This window comes from Halomonas elongata (assembly GCF_029081005.1).
Classification (GTDB): Bacteria; Pseudomonadota; Gammaproteobacteria; order Pseudomonadales; family Halomonadaceae; genus Halomonas; species Halomonas elongata_B.
The window spans coordinates 152,930-179,244 of record NZ_JAJQTQ010000002.1 but is presented as its reverse complement, the minus strand read 5'-3'; the positions used below and the strand labels follow the sequence as shown (position 1 = coordinate 179,244).

At 61.7% G+C, this 26,315-nt stretch carries 23 protein-coding genes; 14 read left to right on the top strand and 9 right to left on the bottom strand.

The features are described 5' to 3' along the window. Positions 1 to 155: 155 nt before the first annotated feature. The gene (locus LU493_RS02295; RefSeq protein ID WP_275286161.1) at positions 156 to 1,055 is read right to left on the bottom strand and encodes a LysR family transcriptional regulator; all 900 of its coding nucleotides are present in this window, start codon (positions 1,053 to 1,055) and stop codon (positions 156 to 158) included. A gap of 156 nt (positions 1,056 to 1,211) precedes the next feature. Between LU493_RS02295 and LU493_RS02290 the strand changes: the two genes are divergently transcribed. Continuing rightward, positions 1,212 to 1,592: a DUF1127 domain-containing protein gene (locus LU493_RS02290; protein ID WP_275286160.1), complete on the top strand. Its 381-nt coding sequence runs from the start codon at positions 1,212 to 1,214 to the stop codon at positions 1,590 to 1,592. 61 nt (positions 1,593 to 1,653) lie between these two features. On the opposite strand, the gene LU493_RS02285 is transcribed toward LU493_RS02290, so the two are convergent. Further along, a complete protein-coding gene (locus LU493_RS02285) occupies positions 1,654 to 2,652 on the bottom strand; it encodes a LacI family DNA-binding transcriptional regulator (RefSeq protein ID WP_275286159.1) in 999 nt (332 codons plus the stop codon). A 277-nt stretch (positions 2,653 to 2,929) separates the two neighbouring features. Here LU493_RS02285 and LU493_RS02280 point away from each other — a divergent pair, with 277 nt between their 5' ends. From LU493_RS02280 to LU493_RS02270, 3 genes are read left to right on the top strand one after another with little or no spacing between them, the layout of a single operon-like run. Further along, positions 2,930 to 4,120: a Gfo/Idh/MocA family protein gene (locus tag LU493_RS02280; RefSeq protein WP_275286158.1), complete on the top strand. Its 1,191-nt coding sequence runs from the start codon at positions 2,930 to 2,932 to the stop codon at positions 4,118 to 4,120. Beyond that, positions 4,117 to 5,196, top strand: a complete 1,080-nt coding sequence (locus LU493_RS02275; RefSeq protein WP_275286157.1) for a sugar phosphate isomerase/epimerase family protein — start codon at positions 4,117 to 4,119, stop codon at positions 5,194 to 5,196. The genes LU493_RS02280 and LU493_RS02275 overlap by 4 nt, the downstream gene beginning before the upstream one ends. Positions 5,197 to 5,225: 29 nt before the next feature. Next, on the top strand, positions 5,226 to 6,458 hold the full coding sequence (locus LU493_RS02270; protein WP_275286156.1) for a nucleoside permease: 1,233 nt from the start codon (positions 5,226 to 5,228) through the stop codon (positions 6,456 to 6,458). Positions 6,459 to 6,469: 11 nt separating this feature from the next. Here LU493_RS02270 and LU493_RS02265 read toward each other — a convergent pair whose 3' ends face one another. Together LU493_RS02265 and LU493_RS02260 are read right to left on the bottom strand one after the other, a co-directional pair. Next, positions 6,470 to 6,694, bottom strand: coding sequence for a hypothetical protein (locus tag LU493_RS02265; RefSeq protein ID WP_275286155.1), 225 nt, complete (start codon positions 6,692 to 6,694; stop codon positions 6,470 to 6,472). 95 nt (positions 6,695 to 6,789) lie between these two features. Then, positions 6,790 to 8,430, bottom strand: coding sequence for a L,D-transpeptidase family protein (locus LU493_RS02260; protein WP_275286154.1), 1,641 nt, complete (start codon positions 8,428 to 8,430; stop codon positions 6,790 to 6,792). A gap of 170 nt (positions 8,431 to 8,600) precedes the next feature. On the opposite strand from LU493_RS02260, the gene LU493_RS02255 reads away from it, so the two are divergent. From LU493_RS02255 to LU493_RS02235, 5 genes are all read left to right on the top strand, one after another. After that, positions 8,601 to 9,329, top strand: coding sequence for a murein L,D-transpeptidase catalytic domain family protein (locus tag LU493_RS02255; protein WP_428994512.1), 729 nt, complete (start codon positions 8,601 to 8,603; stop codon positions 9,327 to 9,329). A 282-nt stretch (positions 9,330 to 9,611) separates the two neighbouring features. Continuing rightward, complete coding sequence (locus LU493_RS02250; protein WP_275286152.1) at positions 9,612 to 10,961, top strand: MFS transporter; 1,350 nt, start codon at positions 9,612 to 9,614, stop codon at positions 10,959 to 10,961. Positions 10,962 to 11,359: 398 nt separating this feature from the next. Continuing rightward, complete coding sequence (locus LU493_RS02245; RefSeq protein ID WP_275286151.1) at positions 11,360 to 11,833, top strand: peroxiredoxin; 474 nt, start codon at positions 11,360 to 11,362, stop codon at positions 11,831 to 11,833. A gap of 93 nt (positions 11,834 to 11,926) precedes the next feature. Beyond that, a complete protein-coding gene (locus LU493_RS02240; protein WP_275286150.1) occupies positions 11,927 to 12,355 on the top strand; it encodes a GFA family protein in 429 nt (142 codons plus the stop codon). A gap of 247 nt (positions 12,356 to 12,602) precedes the next feature. Further along, positions 12,603 to 13,655, top strand: a complete 1,053-nt coding sequence (locus LU493_RS02235; RefSeq protein WP_275286149.1) for an IS481 family transposase — start codon at positions 12,603 to 12,605, stop codon at positions 13,653 to 13,655. Between the two features lie 87 nt (positions 13,656 to 13,742). On the opposite strand, the gene LU493_RS02230 is transcribed toward LU493_RS02235, so the two are convergent. The 4 genes from LU493_RS02230 to LU493_RS02215 all read right to left on the bottom strand — a co-directional run bounded on the left by LU493_RS02230 (position 13,743) and on the right by LU493_RS02215 (position 17,392). Next, positions 13,743 to 14,288 (bottom strand): hypothetical protein, encoded by a 546-nt coding sequence (locus LU493_RS02230; protein ID WP_275286148.1) that lies wholly within the window; start codon positions 14,286 to 14,288, stop codon positions 13,743 to 13,745. A gap of 27 nt (positions 14,289 to 14,315) precedes the next feature. Beyond that, positions 14,316 to 15,404, bottom strand: a complete 1,089-nt coding sequence (locus LU493_RS02225; protein WP_275286147.1) for a helix-turn-helix transcriptional regulator — start codon at positions 15,402 to 15,404, stop codon at positions 14,316 to 14,318. Positions 15,405 to 15,668: 264 nt separating this feature from the next. Continuing rightward, positions 15,669 to 16,793, bottom strand: a complete 1,125-nt coding sequence (locus LU493_RS02220) for a trypsin-like serine peptidase (RefSeq protein WP_275286146.1) — start codon at positions 16,791 to 16,793, stop codon at positions 15,669 to 15,671. A gap of 230 nt (positions 16,794 to 17,023) precedes the next feature. Then, positions 17,024 to 17,392 (bottom strand): hypothetical protein, encoded by a 369-nt coding sequence (locus LU493_RS02215; protein ID WP_275286145.1) that lies wholly within the window; start codon positions 17,390 to 17,392, stop codon positions 17,024 to 17,026. 205 nt (positions 17,393 to 17,597) lie between these two features. On the opposite strand from LU493_RS02215, the gene LU493_RS02210 reads away from it, so the two are divergent. Beyond that, positions 17,598 to 18,011, top strand: coding sequence for a GNAT family N-acetyltransferase (locus LU493_RS02210; RefSeq protein ID WP_275286144.1), 414 nt, complete (start codon positions 17,598 to 17,600; stop codon positions 18,009 to 18,011). 65 nt (positions 18,012 to 18,076) lie between these two features. Here the strand turns inward: LU493_RS02210 and LU493_RS02205 are convergent, their stop codons facing one another. Then, positions 18,077 to 20,221, bottom strand: coding sequence for a PhoX family protein (locus LU493_RS02205; protein WP_275286143.1), 2,145 nt, complete (start codon positions 20,219 to 20,221; stop codon positions 18,077 to 18,079). A 265-nt stretch (positions 20,222 to 20,486) separates the two neighbouring features. Between LU493_RS02205 and LU493_RS02200 the strand changes: the two genes are divergently transcribed. From LU493_RS02200 to LU493_RS02185, 4 genes are read left to right on the top strand one after another with little or no spacing between them, the layout of a single operon-like run. Then, positions 20,487 to 22,247: a hypothetical protein gene (locus tag LU493_RS02200; protein WP_275286142.1), complete on the top strand. Its 1,761-nt coding sequence runs from the start codon at positions 20,487 to 20,489 to the stop codon at positions 22,245 to 22,247. Positions 22,248 to 22,270: 23 nt separating this feature from the next. Continuing rightward, the gene (locus LU493_RS02195) at positions 22,271 to 22,717 is read left to right on the top strand and encodes a type II secretion system protein N (protein WP_275286141.1); all 447 of its coding nucleotides are present in this window, start codon (positions 22,271 to 22,273) and stop codon (positions 22,715 to 22,717) included. Positions 22,718 to 22,738: 21 nt separating this feature from the next. Continuing rightward, positions 22,739 to 24,826 carry a type II secretion system secretin GspD gene (gene gspD, locus LU493_RS02190; protein ID WP_275286140.1) on the top strand — a complete coding sequence of 696 codons (2,088 nt, stop codon included), beginning with the start codon at positions 22,739 to 22,741 and terminating at the stop codon, positions 24,824 to 24,826. Continuing rightward, entirely contained in the window at positions 24,823 to 26,307 is a 1,485-nt protein-coding gene (locus LU493_RS02185) for a GspE/PulE family protein (protein WP_275286139.1), read from the top strand. The genes gspD and LU493_RS02185 overlap by 4 nt, the downstream gene beginning before the upstream one ends. The last annotated feature ends 8 nt before the right edge of the window (positions 26,308 to 26,315 follow it).

Sequence of the window (26,315 nt, the reverse complement as noted above, 5' to 3'; positions counted from 1 at the left end):
GTAGACGACCAAGGAAACGCTGCATAAATTGGCGAGCGTAGTGAATCGCAAGGCGCACGGAGCACAGAAAGCGAGACATAACAGTCAGTTAGGCGAGCTTTCGAGCACCGCGCAACACAGCGATTTGCACGCGCAGACATTTAAGCAGTGTTTCCCTAACGCATACCCCGGAACGTATCGACCACATGCCCGGCCAGCACCTCCGAGGCTTCGCCGGCCCGGCCGGAACGCAACAACAGAATGCGGTAGTCGCCCAGCGGCGGCAGGCCCGACTCGTCGCCGAGAATGTTCAACGGCGCCCGAACCAGATTGCGCGGCAGGGGCGCCACGGCAAGATCCGCCAGTAGCGCGGCCTCCTGACCGGCACAGTTCTCGCTGATATAGGCAATGCGATACGCCAGGCCGGCATCGTCCAGCACCGACAGGGCCATGCGTCGCCAGGCACAACCGTGGTTGGCCATCGCCAGCGGTAGCGGCGAGCGATCTATCGCCACGCCGCCGTCGCGTCCCGCCCAGACCAGGGGCTCGGTGTGCACGACTTCGCCACGGTCGGCGGGAAGTCCTTCGCTTCCTGCCGTGACCAGCACCAGGTCGAGCTCGCCCTTGTCCAGGCGTTCCAGCAGATCGACGCTGCGACCGACCACGACGTCCACCTGCACGGCGGGATGCGAACGCGCAAACTGCGACAGTACCCGGGGCAGGATGCGCGACCCCACATCGTCGGGGGTACCGAAGCACACGGTGCCTTCCAGAGCAGGCGTCAGGAACTGCGTCACGGCCTCTTCGTTGAGCCGCAGCAGCCGGCGACTGTAGCCCAGCAACATCTCTCCCTCGGGCGTCAATCGCACATGACGTGCTTCTCGGACGAACAAGGCCTGTCCCAGCGTCCCCTCGAGGCGCTTGATCTGCATGCTGAGCGCGGACGGCGTACGGAAGACATGATTGGCCGCCCGCGTGAAGCTGCCGCTCTCGGCAATGGCGACGAAGGAACGCAGGACATCGCTGTCGAGCAGCGGCAAGGCCGTGGGACGCGAGGTAGCGGGTGCGGTGTCCATGGCATATCACCTTTCAGAATTTCTGAATCGTGAATGTAGACCTTTTCGTTGGATTGAACAAACTCTTCATACCATCCTGAGCACCGAGGTCGCGACTCCTGGAATCTTTCCATCGGCCCATGTCCCGTAAAAGGGGCACACACGAGAGGTGCTGTCATGAACGCTTTCCACACACTGCATCCAACACCGCAATGCCGCGACACACGTCATGCGTCCGGCAGCGAAGTTCCACCGCATGTCGAAGACGGCGACGAGCGGCCGCGCAACCCGTTGCCGACGTTCTACATGCCGGCCATGCCGCCGCTGGGGCTGATCGACGCGCTGGAAGGCTGGATCGTCGGCCGCGTACGCCAGTGGCAACGCCGTCGGCGTTTCCGTCGCCAGATCGCCAACCTGCTGGTCCACGATGACCGGATACTGGCCGATATCGGCCTCGATCGGAGAGAGCTCGAGCGGGCCTCGCACCTTCCGCTCAAGGAAGATGCTGGCCGTGCTCTGACCGAGCGCCAGGCGCGCCACCACGCCGACTCGGCATGAAGGAGCATGATCAAGCGGGACCGATATCCTCCATCGGTCCCGCGGCGACGTGTTCCCCGGGTCAGCTGGCCGGCCCCGTACTCTCACGCACCACCAGTTCGAAGGGCATGATGCGATGCTGGTCCGCGGCGTCATCCCGGTCATCGATGATATCGAGCAACAGGGACACGGCCTCGCGGCCGAATTCCTCGGCGGGCTGGGCGATGGTCGTCAGGGAGGGATCACAGAAGGAAGCGAAGGCGATATCGTCGAACCCTGCCACCGAGATATCTTCGGGCACCCGCAATCCTGCCTCCCTGATGCGCCGCATGGCGCCCATGGCCATTTCATCGTTCTCGCAGAAGATTGCCGTGGGCGGATCCGCTCGCGACAGCAGATCGCCGGCCGCCCGATGGCCCGAAGGTGGAGTGAAGTCGCCGGGACACCACAGGCTTTCGTCCGGCGTCAGGCCGGCGGCCGCCAGGGCATCCTGAAAGCCCAGTAGACGATCCCGGGTCAAGGGGCTGTTGCGTGGCCCCTTGATCATGCCGATACGGCGATGCCCCAGTGCCAGCAGATGCTCGGTCACCGCCCGGGCAGCGGCTCGGTTGTCGAGCTTGACGGTGGGACACGGCGCCTCGTCGAGCACTTCACAGGCGTTGACCATCGGCGGTCGCGTCTTGCCGTTCGATGCCGTGAAGGGGTCATAGGCACGCAACTGGATGAGGCCATCAGCCTGACGGGTCGACACCATGCCGGCATAGGCTCGCTCGGCACGTTCGTCGCCGAGGGTGTTGCACAGCAGGATCCCGTATCCCCGCCGCTGCGCCATTTCCTGGATGCCACCGATCACCCGGGCAAAGAAGGTATTGGCGATGGTCGGCACCAGCACCACCAGGTTACGGGTCCGTTGTGACCGGAATTGCACCGCCATGAGATTCGGCCGGTAACCGGCCTGCTCGACGGCGGCCAGCACCCTGTCGCGGGTTCCCGGCGACACGATGTCGGGCGTCTTCAAGGTACGCGACACCGTCGCCACCGAAACCCCGGCCAGTTCGGCCACCTTGCGTATATTGGTCATGCCTGGCTGTGAACCTCCTCGATCTCATCGGACAACTCGGCGTCGCCATGCAGCCAGTCTACTGCATCGTTGCACCGGGCTCACCGTTGTGCCCGCTCTCGCCCTTGCGACCGAGGGTCTTTACGAAAAGTGTCTGCCCTCGCCGACTTTTCGTACAAGACCTAAGTCTCATTGAACCCATACGATTCACGGGCTAGTTTTCAGCAAAATGTAACCGGTTACATTCATGCATCGAACCGACTCGACACGAGTTCGGCCGCATTCCTGTGGAGGACGAATGGCAACGACGAAACGACGCGTGCGCATGGGCATGATCGGTGGCGGCGAAGGCGCCTTCATCGGACGAGTGCATCGCCTGGCCGCCGCTCTGGATGGCGAGCTGGAACTGGTCTGCGCCAGCTTCAGCCGCGACCCCGACAACAACGCCCGCACCGGCGAGGCCTGCGGCCTGTCGACACGACGCCTCTACCCCGATTGGCAAGCACTGATCGACGGCGAACACCGGCTCCCCGATGACCAGCGCATGGACATGCTGGTCGTGGTCACGCCCAATCACCTGCACGTGCCCATCAGCCAGGCCGCGCTCGAGGCGGGCTTCCATGTCTTCTGCGAGAAGCCGGCAGCGACCACCCTGGCGGAAGCACGCCAGCTCGCCACCACGCTCGATGCGGGCGCGGGCCTCTACGGCCTCGCCCACACCTATCTCGGCTACCCCATGGTCTGGCAGGCACGCCGCCTGGTGCGCGATGGCGAGCTCGGCCGCCTGCGCAAGATTCACGTCGAATATCCCCAGGGCTGGCTCGGCACCAACCTCGAGGGCACCGGCAACAAGCAGGCGGGATGGCGCACCGATCCCGACATCGCCGGTGCCAGCGGATGCATGGCCGACATCGGCACTCACGCCTTCGGTCTCGCCGAGTTCATCTCGGGACACCACGTCACCGAGCTCTGCGCCGCCCTCGGCACTCACGGCGAACAACGGCGCCTGGACGATGACGGCGACGCCCTGTTCCGCACCGCCGAAGGCGCCAGCGGCACCCTGATGGCCAGCCAGGTCTGCACCGGCGAGGAGAATGCCCTGAAGATTCGCCTGTATGGCGATCGCGGCGCGCTGGAATGGCAACAGATGGAGCCCAACACCCTGGTCCACCGGCGCCTCGACGAGCCCATGCGCGTGCTGCGCGCGGGGATCGACCAGCCCGGCCTGGCACCGGAGGCCCTGGAGCGCCTGCGCCTGCCCGGTGGCCATCCCGAGGGCTATCTGGAAGCCCTGGCCAACCTCTATCGCGACTTCGCCGACGCCGTCCGGCGTGGCGAGCACGGTGCCGCCGCGGGCGTCCCCGGCATGGCCGAGGGCCTGCGTGGCATGGCCTTCATCGAGGCCCTGCTGAAAAGCCAGGCCAGCACTGCCAAGTGGACATCGCTCGATGACGCCCCCCAGCGGGATGACGCGGAGACAACGACATGACGCGCACACACGACGACGGCATCAAGGGGCCGGCACTCTTTCTCGCCCAGTTCCTCGACGATCACCCGCCTTTCGATGATCTCGACACGATCACCCGCTGGGCCGCCTCACTCGGCTATCGCGGCGTCCAGATGCCGACGGTCGACCCACGCCTGATCGACCTCGAACTCGCCGCCGACAGTCAGGATTACTGCGACGAGCTGATCGGACGCTGCGCCGAGGCCGGTGTGGCGATCAGCGAGCTCTCCACCCATCTCCAGGGACAGCTGGTGGCCGTGCATCCCGCCTTCGATGAACTCTTCGACGGTTTCGCACCCGCGCACCTGCATGGGCGACCCGACGCACGCCGGCACTGGGCCGAGGCGCAACTCAAGCTCGCCGCCCGCGCCAGCCGTCGCCTGGGGCTGAACGCACACGGCACCTTCTCCGGCGCCCTGCTGTGGCCCTACTTCTATCCCTGGCCGCAACGGCCGTCGGGGCTGATCGAGGACGGTTTCGCCGAACTGGCCCGTCGTTGGCGGCCGATCCTCGATGTCTTCGACGAGCAAGGCGTCGACCTGTGCTTCGAGATTCACCCGGGCGAAGACCTGCACGACGGCGCCACCTTCGAGCGATTCCTCGATGCCGTGGACGGTCATCCCCGGGCGAAGATCCTCTTCGACCCCAGCCACATGGTGCTGCAGCAACTCGACTACCTGGGCTTCATCGATCGCTACCACGAGCGGATCGGCATGTTCCACGTCAAGGATGCAGAGTTCACGCCCAGCGCCCGCAGCGGGGTCTATGGCGGATATCAGGGATGGGTCGACCGCCCCGGCCGTTTCCGTTCACTGGGCGATGGCCAGGTCGACTTCAAGGGCATCTTCTCCCGGCTCACTCAGTACGGCTACGACGGCTGGGCAGTACTCGAATGGGAATGCTGTCTCAAGGACGCCGCCCAGGGGGCCGCCGAGGGCGCGCCCTTCATCGCCCGTCACCTGATCCAGCGTGCCGACAAGGCCTTCGACGACTTCGCCGATACCGGCTCGGACCCGGGGCGCAACCGACGCCTGCTGGGGCTCGACGAAACGCACTGACACCCACCACACAATAACGAGGGTTCGCCATGCTACGCACACGGCTCGGCATCATGATGTTTCTGCAGTTCTTCATCTGGGGCGGCTGGTTCGTCACCCTGGGCACCTTTCTCTCCCAGAACCTGGACGCCAGTGGAGGCCAGATCGGCATGGCCTTCTCCACCCAGTCATGGGGCGCGATCATCGCGCCCTTCATCATCGGCCTGATCGCCGATCGCTACTTCAACGCCGAGCGCATCCTCGGCGTGCTGCACCTGGCCGGTGCCGCCCTGATGTTCGCCCTGTACCGCTCACAGGACTTCGCGTCCTTCTACCCGCTGGTCCTGGTCTACATGATCCTCTACATGCCCACCCTGGCGTTGGTGAACTCGGTCTCCTTCCGCCAGATGCGCGACCCCTCGCAGGAATTCGCCAGGATTCGGGTCTGGGGTACCATCGGCTGGATTCTCGCCGGCCTGGCAATCAGCTACCTGTTCTCCTGGGACGGCGCCGAGGCCATCGCCGGCGGCGCCCTGCGCAACACCTTCCTGATGTGCGCCATCGCCTCGCTGGCTCTGGGCATCTACTGCTTTACCCTGCCGGCCACACCACCCCGAGCGGACACCCGCAAGGGCGGCCTGAAGGAAATCCTCGGACTCGATGCCCTTCAATTGCTCAATGACCGCAACTACGCGATCTTCTTTATCGCCTCGGTGCTGATCTGCATTCCGCTGGCCTTCTACTACCAGAACGCCAACCCCTTCCTGGCGGAGATCGGCGTGGCCAACCCCACCGGCAAGATGACCCTGGGACAGGTCTCGGAAGTCCTGTTCATGCTGCTGCTGCCGATCTTCATCCACCGCTTCGGCATCAAGATCACGCTGATCGTCGGCATGCTGGCCTGGGCGGTGCGTTATGCCCTCTTCGCGGTCGGCGATGCCGGTGAAGGCGTCTACCTGCTGCTGATCGGCATCGCCCTGCACGGCGTCTGCTACGACTTCTTCTTCGTCTCGGGACAGATCTATACCGATGCACGCGCCGGCGAACGCTTCCAGAGTGCCGCCCAGGGCATGATCACGCTGGCCACCTACGGGGTCGGCATGCTGATCGGCTTCTGGGTCGCCGGCCTGGTCACCGACCACTACGCCACCGCCAGCGGTCATGACTGGCAAGGCATCTGGCTGTTCCCTGCGCTCTTCGCCCTCGCCGTCCTGCTGCTCTTCCTGGTGGCCTTCAAGGACAAGGATCGCGCCAAGGAGGCTGCCGAGGCGAAACGTACCTGAGAGAGTCTCGGTCAGTTCGCCGGCGCCATGCCGGCGGACTCGACCGGGGCTTCACGAATCGGCCAGTGCAGCACCACTGCCACCACACCAAGTACCACGCCGGTCCACCAGAGGCCGGCGTAGCTGCCGGTGGCCTCGAACAGCCATCCTCCCAGCCACACCCCCCAGAAACTGCCGAACTGATGGCCGAGAAACACCACGCCATACAGCGTGGCCATGTAACGCGTGCCGAACATCGCCGCCATCCGCCGATCAGTCCCGCTGCCGCTCAGATCAAGGACTGGCTCGTATCGGCCCTGACGCAGGACGGCGATGGCAGGCAGTCGATGCCTCAAAGCGCCACGGAACGATCCAGCGCGTCGATCAGCGCATCATCGCGATCATAGATATCCGGCCGGAAGGCCAGTTCGCCATCCGGTTCCGGCTGCACGGTCCAGTAGTGCAGTACCACCGGCACGTGGCGCTTCAACAGCACATTGCGGGTCTTGCCATCGGCGATCAGGCGTCGGGCATCGGCCTCGGTCCCCGTATCGTCGAACAACAGTTGCGCCAGTTCCAGCACGCCCTCCACGCGGATACAGCCGGAGCTGAGCGCCCGTTGCGAACGGTTGAAGAGGCCCCGCGACGGCGTGTCATGCAGATAGACCATGTGATCATTGGGGAAGCGCACCACCAGTTGCCCGAGGGGATTGTTCGGCCCGGCCTGCTGACGCAGCATCACCCCGCCGGGGTTCGACCAGTCGACGTTCTCCGGATCCAGTCCCTCCCCTGAAGGACTCAATACCGAGAGGTTCTTGCGCTCCAGATAATCGAGATTGCGCCGCACCTCGGGCAACACATCTTCACGCATGATGGTCGGTGGCACCGTCCAGGTCGGGTTGACGGTCAGATGGGTTATTTCGGAGCGCAGCGACGGGGTCCGCCGGTAAGGCTGTCCGACCACGATTCTTGACCGCCAGGTATCGCCGTTGGGGCGGAAGTAGCGCAGGTCATAGCCGGCGATGTCGACCAGCACGAAGGACTCCGGCAGCCCGTGCAACAGCCAGCGGGCACGCTCCATGTTGGCGCGAATCTGATCGATGCGGCGGTCGACACTCATGTTCAGGGCATCGAGTGTGCGTGGCCCCACCACCCCATCGTCGGCCAGGAGGTGATGACGCTGAAAACGCTTCACGGCATCGACCAGAGCCTGGTCATAGACCCGCGGCTCGGGCGCGCGCAGCTCGACGGCCGGATAATAGCCCTCGTCGGCTGCCACGACCTGGGTGTTGCCGATCGCCGCCAGTCGCTCGCGCAAAGCGGTCACGCCCTCGCTGGTATCACCGGGGCGCAACGGCTCCTCGAGGCTCATCAGCGCCGGCCAGCCCCCCTGGCGCTCGATATCCCGATAGCGGGCCAGACCCTCGCGCAACTGGTCATAGGGCTCGTAGGGCGGACGTGCCAGGTCGATCGCCGCGGATACCTTGCCTGCATCCAGTGCTTGCGAGATGGCGGCCAGATCAAGCGAGGGTGGCTCGATGGACAGGTCCCAGTCATCATCGATGCGATGCGGGTCGACCTTGCCGCGCTGCAGATGCGTCAGGGCCGCCAGCAGAGTACGGCTGGCCCGTACCTCGAAGCGAGCCCTTGCGTCCCTGCTGGCACCCTCCATGAGCGCCGACCGGGAGGCCGCCTGAAGCTCGTCGGGGCGATAATCGCTCGGCGAGAGGCCATCGGCATCCAGCCCCTTCAGCGACTCGATCAGGGCGTCCACGGTATCACCGTCGCGCCAGATCGGGCGGTCGTCACGCACCGCATAGAGATTGCGCAATTGGGAGGAAGCCTCGGCCAGACGTTCGCTCAATGGCTGACCGCTTTGCGGCGACGCGGGGGCTTCCGCCTGGGCCATGGCGGGTCCGGCCAGTGCCAGCCAGATCCCCAGGACCCAGGCGCCGCGATGAAAACCTGTATACCGAATCTCGGTGGCGAACATGACGTGACCTCCCTGCGAATCGTCGACAAAATTGGCCATCCAGGCCAGTATCGTCATAATAATGCCAGATGGCGCACGATGGGAAAGCGCCACAGGAAATACGAACTGGACTCCGAACGATCACAATGGATCGATACCGGTCCTGAATATCATCGACGGGAACTCGCAGGATGCCACATTGCAAGCTCCGCCGATTGGTCGGCTTCTTACTGACCGGCGCCTTGATGTTACTCGCTTCCCCGCTGCAGGCGGGAGATTTCATGGTCCGGGCCTTCACGCCTCAACAACTCGACCAACCGCCCCTGGCACAGCAATTGACACGCATGGCGCCCCGCGCCAATCCCGGCGTTCTCCATCTGGCGGCCCGGGCCCTGAGCTGCGCCGATCCCGGTGCCGACCGCCTGGCGGTGATCGACTTCTCGCTGCCCTCCACCAAACCCAGACTCTGGGTCTTCGACCTGCGCCGCGATCGACTGATGTTCCGCGAACTGGTCTCGCACGGCCAGGGATCCGGCGACAACATGGCCACGGCCTTCTCCAATGTTCCCGAGAGCCATCAGTCCAGTATCGGGCTGTTTCGCACTCTCAACAGCTATGAAGGCAGCAATGGCTATTCGCTTCGCTTGAAAGGGCTGGAGCCGGGCGTCAACGACCTCGCCTACCAGCGCGCCATCGTGATGCACGGCGCCGACTATGTCAGTGAAGCCTTCATCGAGAAGGCCGGCCGGCTCGGTCGCAGTCATGGCTGCCCGGCCGTGCGCGAGGAAGTCGCCGTGCCGCTGATCAACAGCCTCAAGGATCATCAGTACCTTTTCACCTACTATCCCGACCAGGAATGGCTCAGCCAATCCACCTACCTGCGCTGCCCCGGCAACGACTCCCGCCTCGCCATGCAGTGACTCGATCGCCCCGCCCGCTGGCACCAAGGCGGGGCGCTGCCACCGCGTCTCGCACCTCCATGCATCGTCAGGGCCCGCCAACGCCGCGCTCTTGAGCCCCTATAAAATCCCAAACACATGAAAACAAAGGCCATATTAAATATTGGCAAACCATGTGCTTGACCCATACCAAAGAAAAGGTGGACGTGGACCAGGCCCCTCGCGGTACGAGTGCGTCGAACCCGACCTTCAACGGCGAAGGCCCGGCTCGTGTTGTTCGACAATCACCCGACGAGGCACTCCATGGAAATCCGCAACAAGGCCAACAGGATTCGCCTGTTCACCCTCAAGACACCGCAGATGCGCGCCTTCCACTTCTCGTGGTTCGCCTTTCACATCTGCTTCTTCGGCTGGTTCGGCATCGCCCCTCTGATGGCGGTAGTCCGCGATGATCTCGGTCTGACCAAGACCCAGATCGGCAACACCATCATCGCCTCGGTGGCCATTACCGTGATCGTGCGACTGGCCATCGGCGTGCTCTGCGACCGCATCGGCCCGCGTCGTGCTTATACCTGGTTGCTGTGCCTGGGCTCGTTGCCGGTGATGAGCATCGCCCTGGCCGACAGTTTCGAAGCCTTCTTCCTGGCTCGGCTGGCCATCGGCGCCATCGGTGCCTCCTTCGTGATCACCCAGTACCACACCTCGATCATGTTCGCCCCCAATGTGGTCGGCACCGCCAATGCCACCTCGGCGGGCTGGGGCAATCTGGGCGGTGGCACCACCCAGATCCTGATGCCGCTGATCTTCTCCGGCCTGCTGATGCTCGGCGTCAACGAGGCCCTCGGCTGGCGCCTGGCCATGGTGGTGCCCGGCGTGGTGCTTTTCCTCTGCGGTATCGCATATTACATGTTCACCCAGGACGCCCCCGACGGCGATTTCGCCGAGCTGCGCGAACGTGGCGAGCTGCCACCGGCCAGCGGGGATCACGGCATGGGTCGGAGTTTCGCTACCGCCGCCAAGGACATTCGCGTCTGGGCATTGTTCGTGGTCTATGCTGCCTGCTTCGGTGTCGAGCTGACCATCAACAACATCGCCGCCATCTATTACTTCGACAACTTCGACCTGACCCTGGCCACCGCCGGTCTGATCGCCGGGCTGTTCGGCCTGATGAATCTCTTCGCCCGCACCCTGGGCGGCATCTTCTCCGACCTGTTCGCCCGCAACGGGGGCCTGAAAGGCCGGGTTCGCTGGCTGTTCATCGCCATGCTCTGTGAAGGCGTGGCCCTGATGTTCTTCTCGCAGATGCAGGTCCTGGCGCTGGCCATCGCCATCATGCTGGTCTTCAGCCTCTTCGTGCAGATGGCCGAGGGCGCCACCTTCGGCATCGTCCCCTTCGTCAACAAGAAGGCGCTGGGCGCCGTGGCCGGTATCGTCGGTGCGGGCGGCAACGCCGGCGCCGTGGCGGCCGGCTTCCTGTTCCGCTCCGAATCGCTCAGCTACCAGCAGGGGCTCTTCTATCTCGGTGTTGCCGTGGTGATCGCTGCCCTCTGCACCCTGGTAGTGCGCTTCTCCCCCGAAGTCGAGGCTGAGGAGACCGCCGCCTACCGCGACGCCGCCGGCGACAACGGCTCCGGCGCCCTCTCGCTGCGCTGAGCGCGACCTCCCTGGAAGCGCCCTCGGTGCGGCAACGCGCCGGGGGCGTTTTACGCTTTCCCCCTATGCCCCCCATGCAACGTCACCACTATCTGGGAAGCGCTGCACAAATCGGCGAGCAGGGCAAAGCACAAGGCGCATGGAGCGCAGCACCGAGCGGAGCGACAAACATCCGAAGGATGGCCCCGAAGGGGCGAGAAACCGGAGGTTTCGAGTCAACCGGAGCCTATAGGGTATAGGTGAGGATTCCGAGCACCACGCAACATAGTGATTTGCCCGCGCAGTCATTTGTGCAGTGTTTCCCCTCACGTTGCAGAGCCCCTCATATATGGCCATGCTGGAACCTGCACAGTGCGACGGCGTCTCGCCGTCTCTATCCCATGTGAAAGGAGCCTGAAATGACGATCGCCATCGGTGACCGCATCCCCGACATCACCCTCAAGACCAACGGCAACCAGGGACCGGAGGACATCGCCACCGGCGAGCTGTTCGCCGGCAAGCGCGTGGTGCTGTTCGCGGTACCGGGCGCCTTTACCCCCGGCTGTTCCAACACCCATATGCCGGGGTTCGTGGTCAACGCCGACAAGCTGCTCGACAAGGTTGACGTCGTGGCCTGCATGGCCGTCAACGATGCGTTCGTGATGGATGCCTGGCAGAAGGACCAGAACGCCGAGCGCATCACCATGCTGGCCGACGGCAACGCCGAGTTCGCCCGCGCCCTGGGGCTGGACATGGACGCCAGCGCGGGTGGCATGGGCACACGCAGCAAGCGCTTTGCACTGATCGCCAATGATGGCGTGGTGGAATACCTCGGCGTTGACACCAAGGGGGTGGAACAGAGCAGTGCCGACACGGTCCTGGCACAGCTCTGAGCCCCCGGGCACCGACATGCCGACCCGGTGATTCGCGCATGCGCGAACATAGCGAAACCGTATGGCCGACTCTCGGCCAGCAAGGAGATGACCATGAACGATGCCATGACCCTGCGCGGCAGCTGTCTGTGCGGCGCCGTGACGCTCTCCGTCGAGGCCGAGCGCCAGAATGTCGGCGCCTGCCATTGCCAGATGTGTCGCACCTGGGGCGGAGGCCCCTTGCTTGCCATGGAGTCGGTCCGCCGCGTGACCCTCGAAGGTGAGGCACAGGTCAGCATCTACGCCTCCTCGGACTGGGCAGAACGGGGTTTCTGCCGTCACTGCGGCACCCACCTGTTCTACCGCCTCAAGACCGGCGAGCACTATGCCGTACCGGTGGGCCTGGTCGATGCCGGAGAAGCCTGGACCTTCGACTCGCAGATCTTCATCGACGAGAAACCGGGCTGGTACCACTTCGGCAACGCCACCGAGGACCTCACCGGCCAGCAAGTCTTCGAGGCCTTTCAAGCCGGTGAGGAATAAGGATTTCGCCATCCGAGCGGGAGGAACGCCTCCCGCTTGATCTCGCCAGTTATTTCCGACTCATTGGGCGCTTTTGCCTTCGCCGATCGACGTGAGCGGCCAAACCTTGATCATCGACAAGGCCCTGTATGTGATGTGACGGTATTCACCTGACAGTCGGCTGCCGAAAGCAAGGTGGCCATAGTGCTCCCTGTGGGTTATAGAACGAGTGTCTAACGCTCGGCTGTAACACCATGAGGAAACGACTATGACCACCGAAGAAAAGGTAGCACGACGCAAGCTCAGTCTCCTAGAACTGGCCAAGGATCTGCAGAACGTCAGCAAGGCCTGCAAGGTGATGGGCTACTCACGACAACAGTTCTACGAGATCCGCCGCAACTATCAAACCTTCGGATCCGAGGGGCTGATCGACAAGCTCCCAGGGCCGCGGGGACCGCACCCCAATCGCGTCAGCGAAGAAATCGAAGCCGCTATTCTTGAACACAGCCTGGCTTTCCCCACCCACGGCCCTGTGCGCGTCGCACAAGAGCTGGCCTTACGTGGCATTCAGGTCAGCTCTACCGGTGTCAGGGGTGTGTGGGGACGCCATGACCTGCTGACGCGCCATGAGCGCCTCCTGCGGCTCGAGCGGGCCACACGCGAGCAGAAGATCGAGCTGACCGATGATCAGGTACGTCACCTGGAGCGTTTCAGTCCGGAGTTCCGCGAACGCCATATCGAGGTCCATCACACCGGCGAGCTGGTCGCCGTCGACACCTTCTTCGTCGGCACGCTCAAGGGGGTCGGCAAGGTCTATCTGCAGTCTGTCATCGATTGCTTCAGCCGCTATGCCTGGGGCCGCCTGTACACCAATAAACTGCCTGTCACGGCAGTCCACGTGCTCAACAACGACGTGCTGCCCTTCTTCGAGGCTCACAACGCCAAGGTCAGCACGGTGCTCAGCGACAACGGCCGGGAATTCTGTGGGCGCAAGGACCAGCATCCGTATGAACTGTTCCTTCAGCTCGAAGAGATCGAGCACCGCACTACCAAGGTTCGGCGACCGCAGAGCAACGGCTTCGTCGAGCGGCTGCACCGCACCCTGCTGGACGAGCACTTCCGAATCCAGGGGCGCACCAAGTGGTACGAAGCCGTGGAGGAGATGCAGCAGGACCTGGATGACTACCTCATCACCTACAACACGAAGCGTCCCCACCAAGGGCGCAACATGAAGGGGATGACGCCCTATGCCGCGTTCAAGAAAGGGCTCCCCAAATCAGCGAAGAAGGAGCCCAGGAAAACGACGGAAAACACTGCTTAACTATAGGGGGCCCACGGGGGCATGTGTCAGGTGATTACCGTCATTGTACACCCTGTACTTCCCATCAAACGGCCGACGTTGCCAGCCTTACGATAACTCGCATCCATCGGCATTACATTCCACCGACCTGTCTCCCCAGTGAAAACTGATACCAAACCCATCTATGCCCTCAAAAAAACCAAAGTGCCGGCGAACCACCTCAAAAACATCATCCCCACTCATACCACCACCGTACCTCCCCTCCAACCTCTCAATCTCATCCATCAACAAAACAGGGTCGTTACGAATATCTTCTTTTCTTTCCATCAAATCTTCAACTGACGACACCAGTTCACCAACCTTCCCAGCCACCTTACCTTGATCCTCAGCCACCTTACTTTGCACTTCAGCTACATCTTCTTGACTACCAATCACGCCAGCCATTTCTCTTGAATAGATATTAATACTAAAGTATAATCCAGCAACCGCTACCAGCGTAATACTCGAGAAAGTTATTTTTACCAGGTCGTTTGCCAGACATGGATAGCCATCTTTATCCTTGTCAAATTTTTTCAGAATACAAAAAATGGCAACGAGCCAACCAAATCCTATCCCCACCATACCTCCGACAGCACTAAAGGATAACTCGGACATCTCTCACCCCAATCATAAGCCCATTCGTCAAAAATTCGCCGAAAGAAGCAACCTCAAAACCTCTTCCCGACAACCCACACCTAATTTTTTATACAGACTCTTTGTTTGACTACGGATGGTTTCTACCGACCTGGATGCTTCCCTGGAAATCTGATAGATCGACTTACCCTCCACGATACCAAGCAGCGCACGAAATTCAGCTCTTGTCAGATTTTTTCGGTAGGACACCCCTTTGAGATCAATATTTCCAATACTGGAACGCATTTCTTCGAGGATCACGACAACTGTGGGGCCTTCAAGATAGAAAGATATATCATCACATTCAATGCGTACAAGGCATAACTTCATACCTTCCACGTAACAACTGACAACCTTGGGTCCCATATACCATCGGTCTAATTTCTGCTCTAGAACACTCTGAATCTCGACATCATCGAACCTCAACTTTCCGACCGGAGAAACTTTTACTCCAACACCTCTGGACAACATCTCATCGGCCTTCTGCGAAGTGGTCTTGACACGCGCACCTTGACCAACGACGACCAACCCTTTATCAATGGCATCGAATAGAGTACACCCCACATTGTTTGCCAAACGCTCCGACGCTCCCTTTTGATAAAACCTCGAAGCACGTTGAAGGTGAGGAGACAGAGCCGTCATCTTCTTGGCAATGACATACTTATCATCAGGATCCATCGAGTCTGACAAAAGCGCCAGAACAAACATCAATCTTCCACTCTTCCCTATCGTCATCGACACACGAGACGGCATCCCATGAGGCTTCAGGAAGTCATTGTAAAACTCTGTTTTATTTAGATCGTCCTGAGGGACTAGCTCGATATCAGGCACACCCACTCCATGAGGAAGAGCCGCAGCCGGGGACATGAACGGGTTAACACTGGCATAATAATCAGAATAAGCTTTCAAGGTGGATAACTCGACACCCGACGCAATGGGAATAAATCCTTTCTCCTTTTCTTCATCATGCAGGACCAGGACGGCTTTGCCATTGGGGGAGCTCGCCGCCAAGTACCTCATGAAATTCTGCCAGGGGACCTCACCCAGCATGGCCGCATAGATCAGTTCTATAGCCTTCCCTTCTTCAAAATCTTCCATGATCACTTCCCACACATAGACTCAACACCTACTCTTAGAACAACCCCAAGAAAGTGACATCTTTACAGAACAAAACAACCTATTCCTCTCGCCATCATTTCTCTATTACAAACATAATAGACGGCGATAGCATCGTGCAGTGATGAAAAAACCTCACCATCTTCGCCCCAGACCCCAAAAGTCTTCATTCACAAAGTTTCACTTTTTAACCTCACCCTGAAAGCACTATTCCCATATATAACAAAGACAAACTCTGACTATATATCAACTTTCATTTATAAATGGGTTGACCGTCACCACACCCTTCGCCCATGGATGTTCCATTATCTGCCCAAAGATGGCAGCACCACGTTTCACGGATGCAGCGTCAGTTCTATCGTTTTCTCTACCATTCACATCGAAGTGGCCACCTGAAGTAACTCCAACCACTGCGACCTGGCCATCAGTCGTAAGCACTGGTCCCCCACTATTCCCCTTATAGACAACACAGCTATTCCTGAAGAGTGCATGATCTCCAATATCAGTTACCTGACACCCATAATCAATCCGAAGGAAATCTCCATCATCTAGATCACCGGAGTAACCTAGAGCCATCAGTTTCTCCCCGTGTTCAAGGGTTCGAGTGGAGACAGGAAGAAAATATTGACTTGATTGACTCGTTATAAGAAAAGCGATATCAAAAGCTACTGCGGAGTCGCCGTACTCCGCATAGGGATCCCAGCGACTGTGCTGGTACTGGTGAGTAATTTCAATGAATTCATCGTCTCCCGTCATGAACGACTTTCCACTATCGGTATTCTGACGAAAGGCGCCAAGGGTATCACCTATATCGAAGCAGTGAGCGGCCGTCATAATGACTTTTGGAGCAATGAAGGCCCCAGTACAGTACATACCCGATGAACGGTTGCGAATTCTAACGATGCTGCGGGCCATATTATCATCCGAAACCACGACGGAACGCCATTGGTCCTGGTCTACTGCCTGCTCCTGACTATCATAGGCACCTCGCCATGCTGTACTGATCTCGCCGCTCATAGACATGGATATATTACCAAGCGTCTCCAGCAATCTTGCATTAGCATCAACAATTGCCTGGGAGGCACTACTGGATGCAGTATCTCCAATTTCACCAAAACTCCAGATAGTGGATGCTATCCCGAGCCCCAACGTGCCGACCGCATTTGCCGTGTGCATGTTATCGGCGCGCTCCTGCATTCTACGACTATGAGCCTTGACGCCATTAGTCAAGGCGGCGGTAGATTGCTCGAAAAGCTCACGCGCCTGCTCACCTTGGCCGGATTCTATTTTATCAAAAGCTTGATTCCCTAACTCTTTTGCCTCCAGCACATAGGAATACTCTTCCTCTCCCCCCTGCATCATCGAAGTCATGGTCGAAGTTGTACAGGATGACAGCAGCAGGGGGCCCAACATAGCGGGAACAACAAACTTATTTCGCATATCTTAGCCACATTGATTATATCGTTCTGGTGAACCTATTATTCTTTATGACGACAAAATGGTTACAGACATATCATCAAACCCCATCACCATCGATTTGTCGCACTACGGAGTAACGCACACCATAAAGACAGCTTAACCTTATCACCAACTTTATAAACTTATTGCTTAAGCATTTCAGCTCGTAAAGGAGGAAGCCTCGGGCAGCGTATATCGCTTGCATCGCCCGAAAAGGAGGCGATAACATTGAAAAACTCCTTATGATAATGGTCAATTTCTCTTGGGGTAACTCCTTCTGCGATGATTCGCGAGCGGCAAGCCTCAAGCTTGACAAGCCCAGCAGTCGCCGCACAAGTGGTTGAAACCCCCATAAGATTCCCAGGCTCTGTGATACTACCGTCGGCATATCCTTGTGCGATTCGTGTTATCTCATCGCAAGATACACCTAGGTCCGACGAAGCTTTAGCAGGAAAATCAACAAGAAGCATAGCTGACATTACAACCATAAAAACCACAGCATGCGATTTCATCTCAAACCTCCCTAACTCTCATTAAAGCCATTTTCATCATCGCCAAAACCTAAAAATTATTCCTTTCACACACCCCAGCTGATTGAAGAAAAAATTGACATCACATGGCAACCATTAGCATTGTTTATTTTTCTTTAAGAATGTATCCAATCCAACTTTTCACAATCACCCCTACGGGTGAATTCCAATGGAAGCGACTCGATATATGACCCCACGCCAGTACACCGAAGACGATGAAGCCCGGGTCGCGGCCCTATGGCGGGCCAGCTTTCCCGACTACAACGGCTACAATGCTCCCGAAGCGGTTTTGCGCGCCAAGCGCCTGGTGGATGAGCATATCTATGTGATCGAGGACGACGGCGAGATCATCGCCACCTGCATGGCCGGCTATGATGGCCATCGTGGCTGGTTGTATTCCGTCGCTGTGGCGGCTTCACGCCAGGGGGAGGGACTCGGCAGATGCATGGTCGAGTTCGCCATCGAACGACTGCGCGACCTCGGTTGCGTCAAGGTCAACCTGCAGATACGAGGTGGCAACGAAGCCGTGGTGGACTTCTATCGCGCTCTCGGTTTCGATACCGAGGACCGGGTCAGCATGGGACGCCCCCTGACACGCTGACGCCATGCCCCCGGCTGATGAAGCCGGGGGCATGGCCAGTACATCACAGACGGCCAGCCGGGATCTTATACCCCGATCTTGCCCCCATCCTCACGCTGGATCACGACCGTCGAGGCTCGTGGACGCACGGTTCCCTCGGTCTCGGCGCTGGCATCCTCCGTGGAAGGCCAGTTACCCGGGTGCTGGATGTTGATGAACATCGCCGTCTTGTCCGGCGTGAAGAAGATGCCGGTCACCTCACAGCCATTGGGGCCGACCGCGAAGCGCTTGAGCTGCGCCTGGTCAGCCCCGCCGATCACGGCGGCGTCACCCTCGGCCTGGCTGACATTCTGCGGCACCACCGCCAGCACCTGGTCGTTGGTGTAGTCCGTCACGTTGTCATAGCCATTGTCGGTCTGGATCCACAGGATGCCCTGCTCATCACCGCGGTCATCGTAGTGCAGGCCATCGGGGCTGGCGAACTGGTTGAGCTCGGTCAGGCCGGAGTAGTTGTCGGCATCGTTGACGGCGGCGCCGAACACGAACACTCCCCAATCGAAACGAGTGGCGTCGCTGCTGCCTTCACGCCAGCGAATCACCTGACCACCACTGTTATCGGCGCGCGGGTTGGGGCCATTGGTCGGCGCCGTGGCAAACCCTACCCCGAGTTCTTCAACATCGCTGCCATCGTTGGTGTAAGTCGCCGCGCTTCCGTCTTCGGTCCGTTGGGAGTTGTTGGTCAGGGCCATGTAGACATCGCCGGAAGCCGGGTCAACGGCGCCCCACTCCGGGCGGTCCATGGGCGTGGCGCCCATCATGTCGGCGGCATCGCAGGTGTTGATGATGACACCGGCCAGATCGTTGGCCGCCAGGTTCAGGGCCTGAGCCAGGGTGCGGCCATCCCGTGTCTTCGCATCCGGGGTCAACGGCAGCCACTCGCCGGTGCCATCGGCATCGAAGCGGGCCACGTAGAGGGTGCCCTTGTCCATGTACTTGGCGCCGATCGCCAGGCGGTCATAGTTGGCCCCGGGACGGTTGGCATCCGCCGGATCCCAGACGGCATCCGAGACGAACTTGTAGATGTATTCGTTGCGCGAGTCGTGGCCGGAATAGAACACGACCGGCTCGCCCTCTACCAGCTTGCCCGGCCAGCAGCCCTCGTGGCGGAAGCGACCCAGCGCGGTACGCTTGACGGCACGCGCCCCGGTATAGGGATCGATCTCGACGATGTAGCCGAAGGTACGCGGCTCATTGCGATAGTCATCGGTGGCCGAGTTCCCCGTCGGCGTGGCATTGAACCGGGTGAACTCATCGTTCACTTCGCTGGCGTCGCCGGCGGCGGTTTCCCAGCCGTAGCGGCCGCGCCCCTCGGAAATGCCGAGACGGTTGTCATCCAGTTCGCGCCCGGCATCCTTGATGAAATAACCCGGCCAGTTCTCCTCGCAGGTCAAGTACGTGCCCCAGGGCGTATATCCATTGGCACAATTGTTGTTGGTGCCACGGGTCATGGTGCCGTCCGGCGAGTACTTGGTCTTGACGTAGTCGCTGCCGGCCACCGGACCGCTCAGCTCCATCTCGGTGGCGCTGGTGAAGCGGCGGTTGTATGACGAGTTGGACAGGTGACGCCAGCGACCATCGCCATTCTTCTTCACCTCGACGATGGTGACACCATGGGCATTGATCTCGGTGCGCACTTCATCGGCCGGGCGAGCCCCTTCCGCGGCATTTGTCGGACCTCCCTGCGGCGCCCAGAGCGCCCCCTGGTCGATGTATTCGTTGTTCATCGCCAGCAGGAAGTTTCTGGAGGCATTGTTCTCGTCGAGGGCGAAATTGTGCATGCCGTCGTGGTGCATGCCGACACTGTTGGCCTGGATATCCGGGGTGAAGCTCAGGTCTTCGCTCCATGACGGTGCCTGGCTGTTCAGCGGGGTCCCCCAGGGAATCAGTACCTGAGCGGTATAACCCGCCGGCACGGCCACGGCATCCGTCAGTGAACCGCGAATGGCATCGAAGGCCAGCGACAGCGGTGTCTTCTCGGAACCCGGGGTAGAGGTATCTCCGTCGCTGGAGTCGCAGCCGGCCAGGCCGAATCCGCCCAGCACCGTCATGGCCGCCAGACCGAGCCCACCCTGCATGACACGACGACGTGATACATGCTTCTCGAGTACCGAGGAAAATGGCTCGTTATTACTCGGGTTCAACAGGCGATGATCTTCGATTTCCTTGCTCATCCAGGTCTCCTCCTCGTCATTTTTTTCGATGAATTCGCTTTAAATTGCAAATCTTTAACAACAACGAATTTAATCAGGCCGAAGTAGACTGATGGCTACAAATGACAAGAGGATGACGAAAAAATGGACAGCTGGTGTGGTTTTTATCGAGCCGCTTTATTTCACAATACTGCAATAACAATTCCGCAATATACGTCGACCAACGCTGGCAATGGATATGCATGCCAGGCCGCCACATCGGCCAAGGCTTTGATTGATCACCACTATGACCGACTCTTCTCCGGAACATCGTTCGTCCTCCCATCAACCGGCCCCGGTCAATACCGACGCCACGACACTGAGCGAATACGGCCGATTTCGACGGCATTTCCTGGGACTCGGCGGGGTTCTTGCCGCCGCCGGATTGAGCGGTTGTGCCACGGGATTTTCCCGATCCGATGCCGGGACAACCCGCCATGGGTTGCCGGACCAACGTGGTCCCACCCTGCTGCTCTATGCCGATGTGCTCGATGCCCATCAACCGGAATATCCGGCCACGCCCGCAACCCGCCTGGGTCCCGCCGCGGCCCTGGGGAAAGCGCCCTGGGCCACGGGACGGAGCCTGGAGGCCTTGTCGGGCGTCACCACCGATGCCACGCGCGCCTTGAGCGGCCCTGCACTCGATCGGCGGCCCATCGGGGGCAGCAGCGCCCTGGCCGCCACGCTCTGGGACTTGCGTCGCCGCCTTTCGGCGGACAGCACCCTGACGCTGGAAAACGGGCAATGCTGGAATGGCGGCGGCCTGGGCTACCTGACCCGGGGCGACTCGGGCGTCACCCTGAGCCAATGGCTGGACGCCGACGTGCGGGTCAGCAGCGACGAGCGCCACCTCTGGCCGGAGCGCGTCGCGAGCCTCTATCGCCGCTTCGCGCGACCGGTCGTCGGCTGCCTGGATGACCGGCGCAACCCCGAGGGCCTGGTGGCCGACTTCACGCTTTTCGAACGCGGCGGTGCACGGCTGGCCGTAGTCGGCGCCAGCGATCCGCATGCCACGGACGAACCGCGAAACCTGGACGACTGGTTCCACGCCATCCAGACCGCCAGCCAGTCGGCACGGGATCAGGCCGACCTGGTGATCATCCTGGCCGACACCGGCAGTGGTCCAGCCCGCTGGCTCGCCGAACGGCTCGATGACGCCGACCTGATCGTCGCCGCCCGCGGCCAGGACTTCTGGCCGACCCTGGTCGACGTGGAAAGACGCCATGGTGACACCGTGCCGCTCTGCTTTCCCGGCAGCAGAGCGACCGGTGTTTTTCAGATCGCCTGCCATGCCCGGCGCGGCAAGTGGCGTTTCGAGTCCCGGTTCGTGCTCGCCGACCCGGCGCCGCGCGATGCCGACGTCGCCGACCGGCTTGCCGAACAGCAACACCAGTTGAGCACCCTGCGCGCGCCTTACAGCGACTGGCTGGACCGTCCTCTGGCCATGACCCCCGGCTGGTTATGGCGGCGCGATACCACCGGCGGCAGCTGGGACGCCTTGATCGTCTCGGCGCTGCGCGAAAGCGCCGGCGAACAGGCCATCGCGCTGGCACCGGGCCTGCGGCACGACCGCCGTTTGGCGCCGGGCGAAGCCATCACTCGCGATCACCTGCTGACCCTGAGTGGTGGACACACGGGCGCCATCACGCGGCGAGACGCCGACAACGATGCGCTGCGCGGCCTGCTCGAACGGGCAACCGACGCCTGCTTCGGCACCCCCATGCTGCTCGATGCCAGTCAGGACCTGCCACGCCTGGCCGGCATCGGCTGGCGCTGCCGCTACAGCCGCGAGACCGGACAGCGCATCGACCTCAAGGGCAGCGTCCAGGGCAAGGTCGTGACCTGGAGTCCCGATGTCACGTCTCGGTCCGGTCCGCCACTCTGGCAATTATTGGAGGATTACCTGTCGAGCTCGGACCTTGCCGGCTTGCCACCGCGCCCCGGCGCCAAGCTCAGTTTCGTCGAGGGTCATCCCGGCTGGCACCCCGAGCAACGCCCTGACTCATGAGCGACGCCAGCAGACCGGGACGCTTGCGACGTTGGCTCGGATGGCTGAGCAACATGCTGCTGGCCTGGCTCGCCGCGCTGGTCATCGCCGACGTGGTCGCGTTGAACCAGCCCGTGCCGAGCGCCCGTGACAACGACACGCCACTCTCGTCGTCGGCACCGCTGCCGATCGTCGCCTCGCGACTCTGGCAAGCCGACCACCGTCCCGCCAGCGGGCTCGACGATACCCAGCTACCCCTGAGTCTCGTCGGCAGCTTTCGCACCACCCCGCTCGGCCACAGCCTGGTCGTGGTTGCCACCCCACAAGGGCAGGTCGTCGTTCGTCCCGGCGACGTCATCATGGAAACGGTCAAGCTCGCGAGCATCGACGAACAGGGACTGATCCTCGACAACGACGGCCGTCGCGAACGCCTGCGGGCATCCGGCGACGACACCAAGACCACCGGCATCCGGCGGTTGAATACGCCTTGATGCCTCATTCGGAGCTTTTCCATGACCGCCAGGACGCCCTTCCGACGCAGCCCTTTTGCCAACCGGGCCATGTGCCTGGCCCTGCTGCTGTGCACGGCGTTGCCCTCGGCTCTCCTGCGGGCCCAGGCCGACCCGGCTGCGGTCTATGGCGTCAGTTTCAAGGATGTCAGCGTTGCCGAGTTCGCGGCCGGGGTCGGCGACATTACGGGCACCGATTTCGTGATCGACCCGCGGGTACGCGGCACGCTTTCGGTGGAAAGTCCCCGGCCGGTCACCGCCGAGGAACTCTACGGGCTCTTGCAAGACACCATGCAGAACCACGGCTACGCCACCGTACGGCTGCCCGACGATCGCGTGCGCATCGTGCCGGAGCAGGTGGCTCGCACCCAGCCACTGCCAGTCGGCCTGGACGATGCCCAGGGCAACGAGATCGCCACCGACGTCCTGCACACCGAGAACCTTGAAGCATCGGAGCTTGCCGGCATCCTCGAGCCGCTCATCGATGCCAACGTCGGCACCCTGACACCCAACCCCGGCAGCCATTCCGTCGTCGTGACCGACTGGCGGGCCAATCTCGGGCGTCTGAAACGGCTCACCGAACGCCTCGACGGTTACCGCCAGGCCGACACCGAGGTCTTTCCGGTCATTCATGCCAATGCCAAGCACCTGGTCCAGACACTCAATGATGCGCTGGGCGAGGATGGCAGCTCGGCCACCGTCGTCGCCGATGCTCGCGCCAATGCGGTGGTGGCGTTCGGCACCCAGGCGCAGCGTCGCCAGGTCTCGACGCTGATCGAGCGTCTGGATGCCCCCCAGGATCACGACACCACCACGGCGGTCATCCCCCTCAGTCATGCCGATGCTGCCGACGTCGCCAAGGTCCTGGGCAATCTTGCCAATAGTGCCACCGGCTCCCGGGCGAGCCCGACCCGGAGCGCGAGCGAAGGCGCCGACAGTGCCGAAGGCCAGGCCAGCGCCCAGACCCTGCCAGCCACGTCATCGGGCAACGGGCTCGATGGCGTCGCCTTCGCCGTTCACCCCTCGAGCAACGCCCTGGTCCTGAGCGGTCCACCAAGCGCCCTGGGGGGCTATCGAGAACTCGTCTCCCGCCTCGACACGCGCCGCGCCCAGGTGGCGGTCGAGGCGATCATTGCCGAAATCACCGAAAGCCGCGCCAAGGAGCTCGGCGTACAGTGGCTGTTCGGCGACATCAGCGGCGAGGGCACGGTCCCGGCAGGCGGGGTCAACTTCTCGTCTTCCTCGTCGCCGGGCATCAACCAGATCGCCGCCGCCGCGGCCAGTCAGGACACATCTGCCCTGGGGTCCCTGCTCGGCAACCTCAACGGCATCACCACCGGCGTGGGGCAACTTTCCTCGGGGGGCGTGAGTTTTGCCATGCTGCTCAACGCCTTGCGCAGCGATACCCAGACCAACCTGTTGTCGACCCCCTCGCTGACGACCCTGGACAACGAGGAGGCCTCGATCCTGGTCGGCCAGGAGGTCCCCTTCGTCACGGGCTCCACCACCGTCGACAACAGCAACCCTTTCCAGACCATCCAGCGCGAGGATGTCGGCGTCAAGCTGAACATCCGCCCCACCATCGGCGCCGACGGCAGCATCCGCCTGGAAATCGTCCAGGAAGTCTCCTCCATCGACGAAGGCGTCGAGGCCAGCGACGTGGTCACCAACAAGCGCGAGATCGAGACCACGGTACTGACCCAGAACGGCGGCATCATCGTCCTGGGGGGACTGATCAGCGACGAGAATGCCAATGCCGAACAGAAAGTGCCGCTGTTGGGCGATATCCCCGGCGTCGGCCGCCTCTTTCGTTACGATCGGGATACCCAGGACAAGCGTAACCTGATGGTCTTCATCCGCGCCCGGGTGCTGCGCGATGCGCCACAGACCCAGCAGATGGCCCGCCAGCGCTACACCCGCATGCGACAACACATGCTCAAGGCGGACGTGCCGAGCGACCGGGCGCTGCCGGAACTGCCTTCGGCGCCCACCAGCCCGACCGCGTCGGTCTCAGAGGCATCAGCGTCCGGCAATGGCCTGCAGGCGCTTTATCCTTCGGCACGCAGTCGCCTGGGGAGTCTGGCGCAATGAACGCCTCACTGTCCGAGACCACCGCCAGTCTCATGCCGTATCGACTGGCTCAGCGCAGCGGTGTGGCCATCGACTGGCAGGACGAGGGCTATCACCTGCTGGCCCGTCTCGACGCCGACCCCTTGATTCTCCAGGAATTGCGGCGCCGTCATGGCGCCCCGGCAACGATCGAATGGCTCGACAGCGAGTCCTATGCCAACCGCCTGGGACGCCTCTACGACGCCCAGCGCGAGACCAACAGCCGCCTGATCGAGGGACTCGCCGAACACGTCGACCTCGACGGCCTGATGCAGGAGCTGCCGCGCACCGAGGACCTGATGGATGCCGAAAACGAGGCGCCGGTGATCCGACTAATCAACGGCATCTTTTCCGAGGCGTTGCGCCTGAGTGCCTCGGACATCCATGTCGAACCCTTCGAGCGCGAGTTGATCGTGCGCCTGAGGGTCGACGGCGCCATGCGCGAGATTCTCGACCCGCCACGCGTACTGGCCCCGATGCTGATCTCGCGCATCAAGGTCATGGCCGGGCTGGACATCGCCGAGAAGCGCCAGCCTCAGGACGGCCGGATCACCGTTCGGGCCGCCGGCCGCCCCGTGGACATCCGCGTCTCGACCCTGCCCGGCATCCACGGCGAGCGAGTCGTGATGCGCCTGCTCGACAAGCAGGCCGCACAATTGACGCTCGACGCCATCGGCATGCCGTCCCATACCCTCACGGCCTACCGGCGCGCCCTCGCGCGTCCCAACGGCATCCTGCTCAATACCGGCCCCACCGGCTCGGGCAAGACCACCACCCTCTACGCCAGCCTGACCGCACTCAACGATCGTCGGCGCAACATCCTCACCGTCGAAGACCCGGTGGAATACGCCCTGCCCGGCATCGGTCAGACGCCGGTCAACCCGAATGCCGGTGTCACCTTCGCCCGCGGCTTGCGCGCCATCCTGCGCCAGGATCCCGACGTCATCATGATCGGCGAGATCCGCGACCTGGAAACCGCGGCCACCGCCGTGCAGTCGAGCCTGACGGGCCACCTCGTGCTCTCGACACTGCATACCAACAGCGCCCTGGGCGCCATCGCCCGGCTGCGCGACATGGGCATCGAGCCCTTCCTGCTGGCCACCAGCCTCAAGGGCGTCATGGCCCAGCGCCTGGTGCGTCGCCTGTGCCCCGACTGCCACCGCTGGTGCGTCCCCAGCGACGCCGAATGCCGACAGTTCCAGGGCCTGGACGCCCTCTCCCGCATTGCCGAACCGGTTGGCTGCGACACCTGTGACCGGACCGGCTACCGAGGGCGTCTGGGGCTCTACGAGTTCATCACCATCGACGACACCCTGGCCGCCATGATCCACGACGGCGCCAGCGAGGCCGAACTGGCCAGCCAGGCCTTTCAGCACAACGGCTCGCTGACCGATGCGGCCCTGGAACGACTCGCCGATGGCGACACCAGCCTCGAAGAGGTGCTGCGTGCCATTCACCAGTGACCCACGTC

Excerpts from the sequence above, each read along its gene's own strand:
- LU493_RS02230 (WP_275286148.1), bottom strand. The coding sequence starts at position 14,288 with ATGTCCGAGTTATCCTTTAGTGCTGTCGGAGGTATGGTGGGGATAGGA.
- LU493_RS02205 (WP_275286143.1), bottom strand. The coding sequence starts at position 20,221 with ATGAGCAAGGAAATCGAAGATCATCGCCTGTTGAACCCGAGTAATAAC.
- LU493_RS02240 (WP_275286150.1), top strand. The coding sequence starts at position 11,927 with ATGAACGATGCCATGACCCTGCGCGGCAGCTGTCTGTGCGGCGCCGTG.
- LU493_RS02245 (WP_275286151.1), top strand. The coding sequence starts at position 11,360 with ATGACGATCGCCATCGGTGACCGCATCCCCGACATCACCCTCAAGACC.
- LU493_RS02225 (WP_275286147.1), bottom strand. The coding sequence starts at position 15,404 with ATGGAAGATTTTGAAGAAGGGAAGGCTATAGAACTGATCTATGCGGCC.
- LU493_RS02285 (WP_275286159.1), bottom strand. The coding sequence starts at position 2,652 with ATGACCAATATACGCAAGGTGGCCGAACTGGCCGGGGTTTCGGTGGCG.
- LU493_RS02270 (WP_275286156.1), top strand. The coding sequence starts at position 5,226 with ATGCTACGCACACGGCTCGGCATCATGATGTTTCTGCAGTTCTTCATC.
- LU493_RS02290 (WP_275286160.1), top strand. The coding sequence starts at position 1,212 with ATGAACGCTTTCCACACACTGCATCCAACACCGCAATGCCGCGACACA.
- LU493_RS02220 (WP_275286146.1), bottom strand. The coding sequence starts at position 16,793 with ATGACTTCGATGATGCAGGGGGGAGAGGAAGAGTATTCCTATGTGCTG.
- LU493_RS02255 (WP_428994512.1), top strand. The coding sequence starts at position 8,601 with ATGCCACATTGCAAGCTCCGCCGATTGGTCGGCTTCTTACTGACCGGC.
- LU493_RS02200 (WP_275286142.1), top strand. The coding sequence starts at position 20,487 with ATGACCGACTCTTCTCCGGAACATCGTTCGTCCTCCCATCAACCGGCC.
- LU493_RS02295 (WP_275286161.1), bottom strand. The coding sequence starts at position 1,055 with ATGGACACCGCACCCGCTACCTCGCGTCCCACGGCCTTGCCGCTGCTC.
- LU493_RS02260 (WP_275286154.1), bottom strand. The coding sequence starts at position 8,430 with ATGTTCGCCACCGAGATTCGGTATACAGGTTTTCATCGCGGCGCCTGG.
- LU493_RS02185 (WP_275286139.1), top strand. The coding sequence starts at position 24,823 with ATGAACGCCTCACTGTCCGAGACCACCGCCAGTCTCATGCCGTATCGA.
- LU493_RS02250 (WP_275286152.1), top strand. The coding sequence starts at position 9,612 with ATGGAAATCCGCAACAAGGCCAACAGGATTCGCCTGTTCACCCTCAAG.
- LU493_RS02215 (WP_275286145.1), bottom strand. The coding sequence starts at position 17,392 with ATGAAATCGCATGCTGTGGTTTTTATGGTTGTAATGTCAGCTATGCTT.
- LU493_RS02210 (WP_275286144.1), top strand. The coding sequence starts at position 17,598 with ATGACCCCACGCCAGTACACCGAAGACGATGAAGCCCGGGTCGCGGCC.
- LU493_RS02235 (WP_275286149.1), top strand. The coding sequence starts at position 12,603 with ATGACCACCGAAGAAAAGGTAGCACGACGCAAGCTCAGTCTCCTAGAA.
- LU493_RS02275 (WP_275286157.1), top strand. The coding sequence starts at position 4,117 with ATGACGCGCACACACGACGACGGCATCAAGGGGCCGGCACTCTTTCTC.
- LU493_RS02265 (WP_275286155.1), bottom strand. The coding sequence starts at position 6,694 with ATGTTCGGCACGCGTTACATGGCCACGCTGTATGGCGTGGTGTTTCTC.
- gspD (WP_275286140.1), top strand. The coding sequence starts at position 22,739 with ATGACCGCCAGGACGCCCTTCCGACGCAGCCCTTTTGCCAACCGGGCC.
- LU493_RS02280 (WP_275286158.1), top strand. The coding sequence starts at position 2,930 with ATGGCAACGACGAAACGACGCGTGCGCATGGGCATGATCGGTGGCGGC.